Annotated in this window: 13 protein-coding genes; 4 read left to right on the forward strand and 9 right to left on the reverse strand. The window is 71.9% G+C overall.

Annotated elements, in window-relative coordinates:
- The first annotated feature begins 2 nt into the window (after positions 1 to 2).
- From ACZ6Y7_RS00320 to ACZ6Y7_RS00335, 4 genes are all read left to right on the forward strand, one after another.
- Entirely contained in the window at positions 3 to 404 is a 402-nt protein-coding gene (locus tag ACZ6Y7_RS00320) for a WXG100 family type VII secretion target (RefSeq protein WP_465755642.1), read from the forward strand.
- A 3-nt stretch (positions 405 to 407) separates the two neighbouring features.
- Complete coding sequence (locus ACZ6Y7_RS00325) at positions 408 to 2120, forward strand: alpha/beta hydrolase (protein ID WP_465755643.1); 1713 nt, start codon at positions 408 to 410, stop codon at positions 2118 to 2120.
- The gene (locus ACZ6Y7_RS00330) at positions 2117 to 2656 is read left to right on the forward strand and encodes a hypothetical protein (RefSeq protein WP_465755644.1); all 540 of its coding nucleotides are present in this window, start codon (positions 2117 to 2119) and stop codon (positions 2654 to 2656) included. Before ACZ6Y7_RS00325 ends, ACZ6Y7_RS00330 begins: the two co-directional genes overlap by 4 nt.
- Before the next feature lie 288 nt (positions 2657 to 2944).
- A complete protein-coding gene (locus ACZ6Y7_RS00335; RefSeq protein WP_465755645.1) occupies positions 2945 to 3664 on the forward strand; it encodes a G1 family glutamic endopeptidase in 720 nt (239 codons plus the stop codon).
- Positions 3665 to 3778: 114 nt separating this feature from the next.
- Here ACZ6Y7_RS00335 and ACZ6Y7_RS00340 read toward each other — a convergent pair whose 3' ends face one another.
- The 9 genes from ACZ6Y7_RS00340 to ACZ6Y7_RS00380 form a co-directional block, all read right to left on the reverse strand.
- Complete coding sequence (locus tag ACZ6Y7_RS00340) at positions 3779 to 4456, reverse strand: hypothetical protein (protein WP_465755646.1); 678 nt, start codon at positions 4454 to 4456, stop codon at positions 3779 to 3781.
- On the reverse strand, positions 4453 to 5043 hold the full coding sequence (locus ACZ6Y7_RS00345) for an RNA polymerase sigma factor (protein ID WP_465755647.1): 591 nt from the start codon (positions 5041 to 5043) through the stop codon (positions 4453 to 4455). Before ACZ6Y7_RS00345 ends, ACZ6Y7_RS00340 begins: the two co-directional genes overlap by 4 nt.
- A 263-nt stretch (positions 5044 to 5306) precedes the next feature.
- A complete protein-coding gene (locus ACZ6Y7_RS00350) occupies positions 5307 to 6092 on the reverse strand; it encodes an alpha/beta fold hydrolase (protein WP_465755648.1) in 786 nt (261 codons plus the stop codon).
- Positions 6093 to 6102: 10 nt separating this feature from the next.
- Positions 6103 to 7044 carry a Rieske 2Fe-2S domain-containing protein gene (locus tag ACZ6Y7_RS00355; protein ID WP_465755649.1) on the reverse strand — a complete coding sequence of 314 codons (942 nt, stop codon included), beginning with the start codon at positions 7042 to 7044 and terminating at the stop codon, positions 6103 to 6105.
- Positions 7045 to 7055: 11 nt separating this feature from the next.
- A complete protein-coding gene (locus ACZ6Y7_RS00360) occupies positions 7056 to 8294 on the reverse strand; it encodes a flavin monoamine oxidase family protein (protein ID WP_465755650.1) in 1239 nt (412 codons plus the stop codon).
- A complete protein-coding gene (locus tag ACZ6Y7_RS00365; RefSeq protein ID WP_465755651.1) occupies positions 8291 to 9685 on the reverse strand; it encodes a cytochrome P450 in 1395 nt (464 codons plus the stop codon). Before ACZ6Y7_RS00365 ends, ACZ6Y7_RS00360 begins: the two co-directional genes overlap by 4 nt.
- 33 nt (positions 9686 to 9718) lie before the next feature.
- Entirely contained in the window at positions 9719 to 10600 is an 882-nt protein-coding gene (locus ACZ6Y7_RS00370) for an ABC transporter permease (protein WP_465755652.1), read from the reverse strand.
- Positions 10597 to 11592 (reverse strand): ABC transporter ATP-binding protein, encoded by a 996-nt coding sequence (locus tag ACZ6Y7_RS00375; protein WP_402223965.1) that lies wholly within the window; start codon positions 11590 to 11592, stop codon positions 10597 to 10599. Before ACZ6Y7_RS00375 ends, ACZ6Y7_RS00370 begins: the two co-directional genes overlap by 4 nt.
- Before the next feature lie 93 nt (positions 11593 to 11685).
- Positions 11686 to 12054, reverse strand: a complete 369-nt coding sequence (locus ACZ6Y7_RS00380) for a hypothetical protein (RefSeq protein ID WP_350526397.1) — start codon at positions 12052 to 12054, stop codon at positions 11686 to 11688.
- Positions 12055 to 12391 lie beyond the last annotated feature (337 nt).

The following is a 12391-nucleotide window of genomic DNA, read 5'->3' on the forward strand; positions in this document are numbered from 1 at the left end:
ACATGGCAGACACTGATCTCTCATTGTCGCTCAAGGTCAATCCGGCCGAACTGGACGGCTGCGGACAGAGCGCCCAGCACATCGGAGGACTCATACCGGGCGAGACCTCGAAGATCACCGAGCCGTCCAACCAGGCCGCAAACACGCTGACGGGCTGGCAGCTCGCGGCCGCGATCCGGAACTGCGGGACGAACTGGAAGACCCTGCTGGACAAGCTTGGCGGCGACATGGGAGATGTCGGCAAGAAGCTCGCCGCGTCGGCCACCTACTACCGCCAAGTCGAGAAGGACATCCACGCGAGCCTCAAGAATCCGAACATGCCGGTTGCGGACGAGCCTGACCCCTTCGGCACTGTCGTCATCCCAGGTCCTGTGAAGCCTTACAGCCCCAAGGCGGCCGAGTAAGCGATGGACATCAAGACGCTCTACGACGCCAACATCAATAACATCACCGTCGCGAAGAACGCCTACGACGCCCTCTTCACCGCCTTCGGCCAGCACATGGAGTCCTGGCAGCACGAGGTCGTGGACCGCCTGGCCAACTCGCACTGGACCGGAACAGCCTCCGGCCATGCCCATGCCCGACTCCAGCTCCTGGGCACCGAGCTGCAGGCGGCGAAACAGGAACTCGGCCTCATCAGCAAGGCACTCTCCGACGCTGCAGAGGGCATCGCGGCAGCACAGTCCCATCTGATCAGCGCGCTGGACGAGGCCAAGAACAACAAGATGACCGTGGCCCCTGACGGCCGCATCACCTGGGACAACGACCCCAATTCCGCCAATTACAGCGGTGACAAGGCTGAGGCCACCGCCCAGGCGATAAGCGCACGGATCACCGCCGCACTCACCGAGGCCGACCACGCCGATCAGGCCATCAGTGCACGGCTCGGCCACCTGGCGACCAACGCAGCCAACGGCACCGGGCTCGACGCCGTCACAGCGAAGAGCGACCAAGCTGCCGCCAATGCGCTCAATCAGATCCCTGCTGCCGGCACCGACCCGAGCGGCGTGAAGACCTGGTGGGATGGCCTCACCGACGCTCAGCGCCAGCGGATGATTCTCACCGCACCCGACAAGATCGGCGGCCTGGACGGTGTACCTGCCACCGCCCGGGACCAAGCCAACCGGATCAATCTGCAACGTGGCAAGCAGGACCTCCAGCGTCAGCTCGACGGCCTCGGGCCCGAGCCTGTGAAGACCCTGGCAACCGTCAATGGCCAAGCCGTCAAGAACCCCGCATACGAAGAGTGGAAGCGCAAGCACGACGCCCTTCAGGACAAGATGAGTGGCGTCCAGGCCATCGAGGACCGGCTGAACAAGCCTGTTGACGCCGACCACCCGCCCGCCTTCCTGCTCGGTTTCGACACCAAGGGCACGGGCCGCGCCATCGTCGCGGTCAACAACCCGGATACCGCCGACAACGTCTCGACGTACGTCCCGGGCACCGGTTCTCGCGTTGGCGGCAGCCTCAGCGGCGACATCGAGCGCTCGGACCAGATGGTCGCCTCCGCTAACGCCGCCAACAAGAACGCCGGAGACCCTGCCACCACGTCGTCGATCACCTGGGTCGGCTACACCGCACCACAATCACTCTTCCCTGACGCGGCAATCGACCTCTACGCCAAGGCCGCCGAGAACGACCTGCACAGCTTCGAGACCGGACTGCGCGCCACCCACGAGGGGAAGCCCTCGAACAACACCATCCTCGGCCACAGCTTCGGCACGACCACCGTGGGTTACACCTTGCGCGACAAGGGACTGCCCGTCGACAACGTCGTGCTGATCGCCAGCCCGGGCGTCGGCGTCGAACACGCCCGTGACCTGGGCGTAGACCCGTCACGCGTCTTCGTGGCGCAGGGCGACAAGGACCCAATCAAGTTCGCGATTCCAGAGAATGCGGACAACGTGGCGGGCAATATCGTCAACAACGTCGGCAATGGCCTTGGATACAATGACAATCCCGACCATCACGTAGCCTTCGGACGTGACCCGAGCGTCCCGCAGTTCGGCGCGCAGACGATCCCCACCAGCCCGGGGACGGATCACTCCGACTACTGGGCGAGCAACTCCGCTTCCCTCATCGCGATGGGACGAGCCATCGCGGGAAAGCCGATCTCATGAGCACCTCGATGCGCGCCTTCGCGGTGGCGGTCTCGACCCGAAGGTCTGCGCTCGCAGCCGTGTTGTCGGTCACACTGCTGGCCCTGAGCGCCTGCGGAGCGAGCACCTTGCAGGAACGCTCCAAGCCCACGATGACACTGGACCAGACCAAGAAGCAGATCGACAGCTACCTCGCGGACATCCTGGCCAAGCTGCCGATAAAGCCCACGGCGAGTTCGGGCGACTTCAGCGATCTGGAATGCGAACTCAACGACATCGGTCCGCATGGCAGAAAACAGACGAGCCGGGGATACGACTTCGGAGACGTTCCGTCCGCTACCAGGGCCGAAGCTGCCAGCGCGTTCCGCACCCTGATGACCGGGCGTGGCTTCCAGCCGGTAGCGGACGCCCCCGACTTTCATTCCGACTGGATCAAGCTCAAGAACCCCGCGGACAACTTCCTCGCTGTCCTGGACGGCGTCTCCGACGCCAGTCGCAACGTCTCCTTGAACGTCAGCTCGCCCTGCGTCTGGCCCAACGGCACCCCGCCGGCCTGATCCAACCGCCTCTCTCGGCCCGCCGCTCGCGAGCGGCGGGCCGTCAGGGCTGCGCTCAGGCCCCTGCAGTGGCCCGCGGCCGGACGGCGGCCTCAACGAGGGCGACGAGACCGGCATGAACGTCAAGTGCTGGGCTGGGCATGGCAATTACTTCATCAACCTTTGCACCCCGCCCCTTGCTGGGCTCATGACAGGTCGGCGATCCTGCTCCTGCCACGCCGCCACGGCCACCCCCACGGATCGAACCGGCGTGTGAGCCGCCTGCCCGTCCCCCACGAAGGAGCAAGCATGCGCAAGGTCCTGATACGCGTCGCCGCCCTCGCCGCCGCGGTCACCGCCGTCGCGGCGCCCGCCGTGCCGACCACGGCGGTGGCCGCTCAGGCACTGTCGTTCCGCCCGCTGAGCTACAACACCAACGGCTACAACTGGGGCGGTTACGCCGCCACCGGCAGTGGTTTCACCTCCGTCTCGGCGACCTGGACGGAGCCGCGCGCGACCTGCAACTCCACCAACGACCTGTACGCGCCGTGGGTCGGCATCGACGGGTACGGCTCCTCCACCGTGGAGCAGACCGGGGTGGCCACGGACTGCTCCAGCGGAAGCCCGGTGAACCAGGCCTGGTACGAGATGTACCCGGCGAACCCGGTCTACCTGAGCACCGGTTCGTACCCCGTCTCGGCGGGCGACGTCATCAGCGCCTCGGTGACCTACGCGGGGAGCAACAAGTACACCCTCAAGCTGACGAACTCCTCGCGCGGCTGGACGTACAGCACCAGCAAGACCCTCTCCGCGCAGCGGACCAGCGCCGAGGTCATCATCGAGTCGCCGACCGGCTCCTACCCCAACTTCGGGACGCTGAGCTTCACTTCGGCCACCGTCAACGGCAAGCCGCTCGGCTCCTACGGCCCGGTCGCGCTCGACCCCAGCGCGAACGGCACCTACGAGGCCCGCACCAGCGCGCTCGGTGGCGGCGGCACCAGCTTCACCGACACCTACCTGCACCAGTAGCCGCGCCGACACCCTCGCGAACCCCCGACCGAAGCGGCCCGCTCCCGCGCGCAGGGAGCGGGCCGCCGGTGTCCGGCCCCGGACCCCGCCCATGACCGGCCGGACGCGGGCGGTTCAGTCCACGCCGATCCCGGTCTGGGAGAGCGGGAAGCAGCCGGGAGCCTCCTTGACCAACGAGATGTCCACGTTCCGGACGGTGCTCGGGTGGAGCGCGCCCTTGGGCGCCGTGTTGACCAGCAGCAGGCTTTCACCGGCCGGGATGGCTGCGGGGTGCAGGATCGCGATGCGGCCGTTCTGGGGGTCCGGCGACATCACCTCCTCCAGCCGGCTTCCGTCGGTGACCACCCGGGTGTGGCAGTCGGCTGAGGGCGTCATGATCAGCGCGGGAACGCCTACCGAGCGCAGGGCCTCCTGGAGTCCGGACCAGTCGGCGCCGATCAGCTGGAAGGAGACGGTGCCGTCCGTATTGGCGGCCACCGTGTAGGACGCGGTGGTGAGCCGCACCGCGGTCGGGGAGCCACCAGCGGTCGGGGAGCCACCGGTTGCCGGGGAGCCATCGGCAGGCTGCGAGGCGGGAGGGCCGGCCTGCGGCTTGGCGGCCACGCCGTCGGCACCGCCGTGCGGCACCAGGACGACCGCGCTGACGGCGGCCGCCAGCCCGAAGCCGGTCACCACCAGCCCGCGGGTGCGGCGCGGACGGATCCTGACCGGGGCGCCCGCGGCGGGCAGGTTCGCGGCACGGGCGGCGAGTTCGTCGCCGAGCCGCTGCCGGAAGTTCAGGGGCGTGGTCACGAGGCGGCCTCCAGGATGGTGTTCACGGACGTGGCGGTGGTACCTGCCTGCGGGACGACCTTCTGCAGGGCCTTGCGCGCCCGGTGCAGCCGCACCCGGGCGGTCGTCGCGCTGATGCCCAGGACCTTGGCCGCCTCGCGGACGGCGAGTCCGTCGACGGCCACCAGGTCCAGCACCGCGCGCAGCGGCTCGGACAGGGCGGCGTGCCGGTCCGCCAGTCCGCGGGCCTCGCGGGCCGCGTCGATGCGTCCTTCGATCACGGACACGTCCTGGTCGTCCAGCATCCGCTGACCGGCGATCCTGGCCACCGCCTTGAGCTCGCGCACGTTGCCGCGGAAGTGGGCGGCCAGGACGTTGCGGGCGATGCCGTACAGCCAGGCGACCGGCGCGCCGCGGCGGGCGTCGTAACGGTCGGCCTGCTCCAGCGCCGTCAGGAAGATGTCGGCCGTCAGGTCCGCGGCCAGGTGCGCGCTGTCGGTGCGACGCGTGACGAAACCGAGCACGGTGTCGAACTGCTGCTGGTAGAACACGGCGAACGCCGCCGGATCACGTGAGGGTGGTGCTATCGGGTGGTGCTCCGCTGACACGGATGGCTCCTTGGGAGGACGAGCACTGCCTTACGTCCCTACTTGGCTCGCGCTCTCCGAAGCGTTACACACGGTCTCCGGCCCGTGTGCCGCGGTACGGCCCCGATGTCCGGCGCGACCCGGCCCGCCGCACGACCGCCTGGCGGGCTCACAGGGCATGACGGGGCCGCCCCCGCCCGGGAGGACGGGGGCGGCGGCGTGCGGCGCCCGCGAGTAGTGGTCCGCGTCCCTGCGCACAGGACGCCGACCCGCTCCCGTACGGCTCAGGCCAGGTGGGCGGCGATCAGCGGGGCGCACTCCTCCGGCCGTTCGAGCAGGGGCAGGTGGCCGGTCTCCTCCAGCACCGACAGCCGGCAGTCCGGGAGGGTGTCGCGCAGCAGCTCGCCGTTGCGGGTGAAGGCGGGCATGTCCTCGTCGCCCAGCAGCACCAGGGTGCGGGCGGTGATGCGGCGCAGGTCGTCCGCGGTGTGCCGGTGGGCGGTGAGGCCGTCCATGGCGCGGTTGCCCAGTTCGGCCCAGCTGTGGCGGGCGACCACGGACCGCAGCGCGGCGCGCAGGGCGGGGTGGCGCTCGGTGCCGGTGAAGATGTCGGGCGGGGACTGCATCCAGAGGTCGGCGAGCTGCTCGCCGGGGCCGGCGAAGCGGTGGAGCATGGTCAGCTGCCGGTAGCGGACGCGGGCCGAGTCCTCGTTGGGGGTGCCGGCCAGGGTGGGCGCGGCGAGCACCAGCCGGTCCAGCAACGACGGGTGCTGGAGCGCGAGTTGGATGGCCGACATGGAGCCGAAGGAGAGCCCGACCAGCCGCCGGGCACCGGTCTCCTCGGCGATCGCGGCCAGCTGCCCGGCCAGGGCCGTGAGCGTCAGTCCCGGGGGGAGCGGGGCCGAGCCGCCGTGGCCGGGCAGGTCGATGCCGATGTGGGTCCAGCCGGGGAGGCGGTCCCACAGCGGGTGCCAGGTGGTGGAGTCCATCGTGTAGCCGTGCAGCCACAGCACGGCGGGGCCGTCCCCGCTCCCACCTCGGTGCAGGTGCAGGCGGAGGGCCTCAGGCATGGCGGCGCCCTCAGGCATCACGGCCTCCGGAGAAGTCGGCGCAGAAGGCCCGGAAGGCGAGCACCGGCTCGTCCCGGGCGTCGTAGCGCGGGGTCATGGCGTGGTCCAGGTGCTCCCAGACCACCTTGTCCTCGGCGAGCGCCTTCTCGCTGCCGCCGAGCAGGGCGGGCAGCGCGGCCCGCTGGTCCTCCCGGACGCCGATGGCGACGCGGGCGACGCAGCCGCCGTCCTCGGTGGGCACCGAGCCGGTGACGATCACCTGCCGCTCCGCCTCCGGGCCGAACTCGGTGACCACCACGTTGGGGCTGAACGCCTGGGCGTGGAAGCGCGGTTTGAAGTCCCAGCGGACCCGTCCGGTGCGGACCGCCTCCCAGCGGATCTCCTCCAGCGTGCGCGCGTCCTGCCAGGGCGAGGTCTGCATCAGGAACTCGCCCTCGATGACGAGCCCGCCGCTCCCGCCGGCGCGCGCGGTCATCCCGCGGGTGCCGGGGACGCCGTGGACGGCCTTGAAGTGGTCCGGGTCGAAGGCGTTCTCGACGACGTACTCGGACGGCACCGCGACGGGCAGGCTGACGGCCGCGACCAGCGGGAACTCCGCCTCCCAGCCCTTGACCGCCTGCTCGAAGCCGCGGTCGCCGTCCGGGTCGTCGGAGAGCCGGACGAACAGCGCGTCGCCCCACGCCAGGACCCGGTGCTCGGCGACCGACCAGTGCTTGGACGGGTCGCCGAGGCCGATCCGCTTCCCGTGGAACGGGCAGACGATGCAGTCGCCCTCGCGACGGCCGCCGTGGCCGAGGTGGGCGCCGCGGTGCGGGCAGGAGGCGTCCAGGACGCGGATCCGCTCCGCCTCCCGGACGGCGATCAGCCGGCGCGGGCCGACCGCCAACGGGGTGATGTCGTCGGTCAGTTCGGAGCGGAAGGCCAGCAGGTACCAGCCGTGGTGCACAGTCATCGGACTCACGTTCATCGAGTTGCCAGAGCCTTGAGGGCCTGTTCGGCGGCCCGTTCGCCGCTCGCCAGGGCGCCCTGCACCCAGGGCAGCCGCTCGCCGGACACGGTCGCCTCGCCGGCGAAGAACAGCGTGCCGTCCACCGGCTCCGCCCACTGGTGGGCGGCGCCCTCCAGTCCGGCCCGGGGTGCGGTGAACGCGCCGCCGGCGTACGGGTCCCGGCCCCAGTCGGCGACGGCGAGGTCGAGGACGGCGGCGCCGGAGGTCCAGGGCAGGGCGGGCGCCAGCAGGCCGGCCACCGCCGCGCGGTCGGCAAGGGCCGCGCGCAGGGAGGAGGCGGCCTCGGCCTTGGCGACCACCAGGGCCTCGGGTCGGCCGGCGGTGCAGCGGACGAAGCCGGTGCGGCCGTCCACGTCGAAGACGATCGTCGTCTCGGGCGCGGGCCGGTCCAGGGTGACCACGGCGCAGCAGCCGTCCCCGGCGGGCAGGCGTGCGGCGGCGGCCCGCTTCCCCTCGGGCAGTCCGGCGATGCCGCCGACGGCCGCCGGCGGGACGGTGAGCACGAGCGCGCGGGCGGTCGCCGCCCCGGCGTCCGTCCGGACGGTGACGCGGCCCGGCTCGTGCGCCAGCTCCCGGACGGGTTCGCCGAGCCGGACGTCCAGTCCTTCGGCCAGCCGCTCCGGCAGCAGTCCGAAGCCGCCCTCGACGGAGAACTCGCCCTCGCCGACGGCGCCCTCACCGACGGTGTCCCCGCGGTGTGCGGCGGCGACGGCGGCGGCGCTCAGCTGCTCCGGGTCGGCGGCCCAGTTCTGCCGGAACCACTCGGTGGCGGCCGCGGCTTCCGTGCCCGTGCTGCCGCAGGCGCGCAGCCAGGTGCCGACGGACAGGCCGGTGACGCCGGGTGAGCGCCGCAGCATGGCCTCCAGCTGCCAGGGCGCGCGGCGGCCGAAGCTCAGCGCGCCCATCTCCCGGTTGGCGCCGCCCTCGACGATCCGGGCGGTGACCCGGCGCGGTACGGCCGTGGTGCGGCCGGGGCCGACCAGCTCGTGCACGGGGTTGCGGTGCCCGTGCACCACCTGGGCGCCGAGCTCCAGCGGCGGGCCGCCGTCGGCGGGGTGGAAGGTGTGGATCCGCCCGCCGAGGCGGTCCCTGGCCTCGTACACGACCACGGAGAGGCCCTCCCGGCGCAGCAGCCGGGCGCAGTTCAGGCCGGACGGGCCGGCGCCGACCACGATGACGTCGTACGCGGTCACCGGGCCTCCTCGAAGCCGGGGTGGGGACACCGAAGGGACGGGGCGGGTTCCGGAGCGGGGGCGGGGACAGGGACAGGAGCGGGGGCGGCGGCGGGGACCGCAGCGGCCGGCCCCAGCTCCAGCGGGAAGGCGCGCAGCCGGCGCGGCACCAGGGTCTGGTCCCAGGCCGGGGCGCCGGCCGGGCCGCGCAAGGCCGGGAAGCGGCGGACCAGGCGCGGCAGCAGCAGGGCCGCGGCCTGCCGGACCAGCGGGGCGGCGAGGCAGAAGTGCGGGCCGCCGCCGAAGCCGAGGTGCGGGTTGGGGCTGCGGTCCAGGCGCAGGTCGTCCGGGTCGGCGAAGACCTCCGGGTCCCGGTTGGCGGCGGTGAGCACGGCGAGGACCCGGGCGCCGGCCGGCAGGACGCCGCCGTTCAGTTCGACCCGGTCGGTGGTGACCCGGGCGGTGAACGGGATCGGCGCCTCCAGCCGCAGCAGTTCGTCCACCGCGAGGCGGGCGAGGTCCGCGCCGGCCCCGGCGCTCCCCTCGGCCACGGCGGCCACGTCGGCCCCGACACTCCCCGCGCCCCCGTCGCCCCCCGCGCCCCCGACACTCCCCGCGCCCCCGTCGGCCGCGGCGAGCCGGGCGACGGCCGCGCGGTCGGGCAGCAGCACGTGCAGGGCGTTGCCGATGAACTCGGCGAGCGGCTGCCATCCGCCGATCACGGCCAGGTTGAGGATGCCGAGCATCTCGGCGCGGCTCAGCCGGTCGTCGGCGGCCAGCGCGGTCAGCGGCACCGCGACGCCGTCGGCCAGCAGCCGGTCGGTGTGCCGGCCGAGGTAGTGGGTGAGCGCGCCGGCGGCGCTGCGGCCGAGGGCGGCGCGGGCGGGCGGCACCATCGGGTCGAGGTTGACCGAGGCGGCCCGGGCGAGTGCCTCGAAGCGGGTGAACTCCGTCGCGGGAAGCCCGAAGAGGCGGGCGTAGACGGCGGTGGCGAGGCGTCGGCCGAGGTCGGCGACGGCGTCCACCGGACGGTCCAGGGGCAGGGCGTCGAGCAGCGCGTCCACGTCGGCGGCCAGGCCCGCGCCGAGCGGGCGGACGGCGGCCGGCCCCAGGAGCAGCGCCCCCGGGGCCCGGAGCCGGTGGTGGTCCGGCGGGTCGGTGGTGAGCATGGACGGCGGCAGCTCGTCGTCCCGGGCGCGCTCCCGCTGGCCCTGCGCGGCCGAGAAGCGCGGGTCGCGCAGCACGGTCGCGCAGTCGGCGTGCGAGGTGACCAGCCAGAGCCGGGACGCGGCGTCGAAGTGCACCGGGTCGTTGGCCCTGAGCCACCGGTACACCGGGTGCGGGTCGGCCCGCCCGGCCGGGGCGAACGGGTGGATGAGGTGCTCCGGCAGGCGCACCGACGCCGTCGTCATGGATCCAGCCCCCAAGAGGTCTAGCCGGTCGGTCTAGCGGACCCGGGGGCCGCGCCAGCGGAAGGAGAAGGCGGTCAGCAGCAGGCCGGCCAGCGACCAGGCGGTCAGGACCAGCGCGATGTGCCCCAGCTCCCAGTTCCCGGCCGGTTCCACGGCCGTGAAGGAGTCCGGCAGGAAGACCGAGCGGAAGCCCTGGGCCATCCACTTGACCGGGAAGAACGCGGCCACCGTCTGCATCCAGGCGGGCAGTTGGCCGAACGGGAAGAACACGCCGGAGATGAACTGGAGCACCATGAAGACCGGGGTGACGATCGCCGCCGCCGACCGGCTGTTGGGGATCAGTGCCGAGTACGCGGCGCCGGCCATCGCGCAGGCGACGGTGCCGAGCGCGAGGTCCCAGCCGAGGGTGAACCAGCGCTCCGGGGTGCTGGGCAGCGGCAGGCCGAACAGGGCCAGCGCGATGCCGATCAGCAGCACCGCCTCCAGCGCGGTGGTGACGATGACCCGCACCAGCTTGCCCACGAAGTAGGCGGACTTGGGCATCGGGGTCATCGCGAGGCGGCGGACGGTACCGGTGTCGCGCTCGATCGCGATGTTGATCGCGAGGCCGGAGAACGCGGTGCTCATCACGCCGGCGGCGATGATGCCGGCCATGAACACCAGCTTGACGTCGGTGTCGGTGCCGGCCACCTTGCCCGAGAAGATCGAGCCGAAGACGACCAGCAGGATCACCGGGAACATCAGGGTGAAGACCAGCGACTGCTTGTTCCGGAAGAACGCCCGCAGCTCCACCCTGGAGCGGGCCGCGCCGGCCCGCCAGATGCCGGGCATCCGGCCGGCCCGCCGGGGCGCCCCGGTGCTCCCGCCCACCCGGGCGGTCGTCGCGGTGGGTGCGGTGGGTTGGGTGAGGGTCATCGGGGGCCCGCCTCGTGGGTGATGCTCTGGCTGTTGTCGGCGCCGCGGTCGGTCCCGTCGACGTTCTCGCGGATCAGCTCCAGGTAGATGTCCTCCAGCGTCGGCCGGTGCACCCGCAGTTCGGGCAGTTCGCCGACCCCCGCCTGGTGCGCCCACGGGACCAGCGCCGCGAGCAGCGCGGTCGGGGCGTGCGTGGCGATCCTGAGCAGGCCGTCCACGCCCACCGGGGCCGGTTCGGCCCCGGGTGGCAGCGGCGGCAGCGTGCGGCCGGCGAGCTCCGGCGGAATCCGGAAGGAGACCGTGGTCGGAGTCTGCGAGCGGCCGCCGAACTCGGCCAGCGGCCCGTACTGGACCACTCGGCCGGCGACGATCACCGCGGCGCGCTGGGCCAGCGCCTCGGCCTCGTCCAGGTAGTGCGTGGTGAGCACGGTGGTGCGTCCGCGCTCGGAGAAGTAGCGGACCAGGTCCCAGGCCTCTCGGCGAGCCACCGGGTCCAACCCGGTGGTGGGTTCGTCGAGGAAGATCAGGTCCGGGTCGCCGACGATGCCCACCGCGACGTCGAGCCGGCGGGCCTGGCCTCCGGAGAGGTCCGTGCTCTGCTTCTTCTCGTGCTTGCCCAGTCCGACCATGTCGATGACCTGGCCGACCGGCAGCGGGTTCGGGTAGAACGCGGCGAAGTGCTCGACCACCTCGCGCACGGTCAGGTCCGAGTAGGCGCCGGTGGTCTGCGGGACCACCCCGATCCTGGCGCGCCACTCGCGCCGGTCCTCGGCTGGGTCGCAGCCGAGGACCCGCACGTCACCGCCGGTTCGCTGGCGGACCCCCTCCAGGATTTCGACGGTCGTCGTCTTGCCCGCGCCGTTCGGCCCGAGCAGGGCGAAGACCTCTCCCTGGTGGATGTCCAGATCCAGACCCTGGACCGCGTGCCAGTCGCCATAACTCTTGCGCAGGCCGCGGACTGAGACGGGGTGTTCCCCGACGGCAGTCGCCACTGTGGATCGCTCCTCTGTGGGGTGTTCAGGCCGACCCGGTCCTCAGGTCGACCGGCCGGGCGCTCTGCCCGGCGGGCGGGTTTCCCGGCTGGATCAGGTGCAGCAGCAGCACGGGCAGCAGCAGGAGTTGCCGCCGGCCGCGATGTCCGACAGGTCGCCCTCGCTCAGCTCGGCGGTGTCGATCTGCGGGGTCTCCGGGATGTGGAACTCGTAGCGACCGGTCGCGAGACCGATCTCGAAGAGCTCGACCTGCACCTCGAGGTTGCCCTCCTGCTCGCCCTCGGCGGCAGTCGAGACGATGACGATCTCGGCGTCGGCCGGGAGCTCCAGGCCGGCCTCGGCGAGGGCGGCACGGGCGTCGGTGCGCAGGCGGGCCGCGTACTCCTCGCTCGACCAGGCGCTGATCAGGGCGCGGGTGTAGCCGTTGACGAACTCGGCCCGCTTCCTCTGGTCCAAAGCCATGTGACTTTTCCTTTTCTCTGGTTTCCGGTTCGCCGGCGGTCCCGGAGCCTGTTGCCCGGTGCTTCCCGGTGCCGCCGACAAATGAAGAATGACACGGCCGCAATCGGCCGCCAAGACCTCATTTCCGGTGCCCGGACTAAGTATTGAGCACATGCGGCAGGTGCGGTAGATTTCAGCCGTCACAGGCCCGTGAATACGTATCAGAATACGCATCGGAATACGCATCCGGATACGTACCGAGGAATTCCTGGTACGCATTCGGGAGCCGAGTACGCATTCCGGGGTCCCGGGTAAGCATCGAGAGGAATCACGGGGGTGGTCCGCACCGTGCCTACGC

It is taken from the genome of Kitasatospora sp. NPDC053308 (genome assembly GCF_055585785.1).

Coding starts and splice junctions, on each gene's coding strand:
- ACZ6Y7_RS00325 (WP_465755643.1), top strand. CDS start 408: ATGGACATCAAGACGCTCTACGACGCCAACATCAATAACATCACCGTC.
- ACZ6Y7_RS00330 (WP_465755644.1), top strand. CDS start 2,117: ATGAGCACCTCGATGCGCGCCTTCGCGGTGGCGGTCTCGACCCGAAGG.
- ACZ6Y7_RS00320 (WP_465755642.1), top strand. CDS start 3: ATGGCAGACACTGATCTCTCATTGTCGCTCAAGGTCAATCCGGCCGAA.
- ACZ6Y7_RS00380 (WP_350526397.1), bottom strand. CDS start 12,054: ATGGCTTTGGACCAGAGGAAGCGGGCCGAGTTCGTCAACGGCTACACC.
- ACZ6Y7_RS00370 (WP_465755652.1), bottom strand. CDS start 10,600: ATGACCCTCACCCAACCCACCGCACCCACCGCGACGACCGCCCGGGTG.
- ACZ6Y7_RS00365 (WP_465755651.1), bottom strand. CDS start 9,685: ATGACGACGGCGTCGGTGCGCCTGCCGGAGCACCTCATCCACCCGTTC.
- ACZ6Y7_RS00350 (WP_465755648.1), bottom strand. CDS start 6,092: ATGCCTGAGGCCCTCCGCCTGCACCTGCACCGAGGTGGGAGCGGGGAC.
- ACZ6Y7_RS00355 (WP_465755649.1), bottom strand. CDS start 7,044: ATGACTGTGCACCACGGCTGGTACCTGCTGGCCTTCCGCTCCGAACTG.
- ACZ6Y7_RS00335 (WP_465755645.1), top strand. CDS start 2,945: ATGCGCAAGGTCCTGATACGCGTCGCCGCCCTCGCCGCCGCGGTCACC.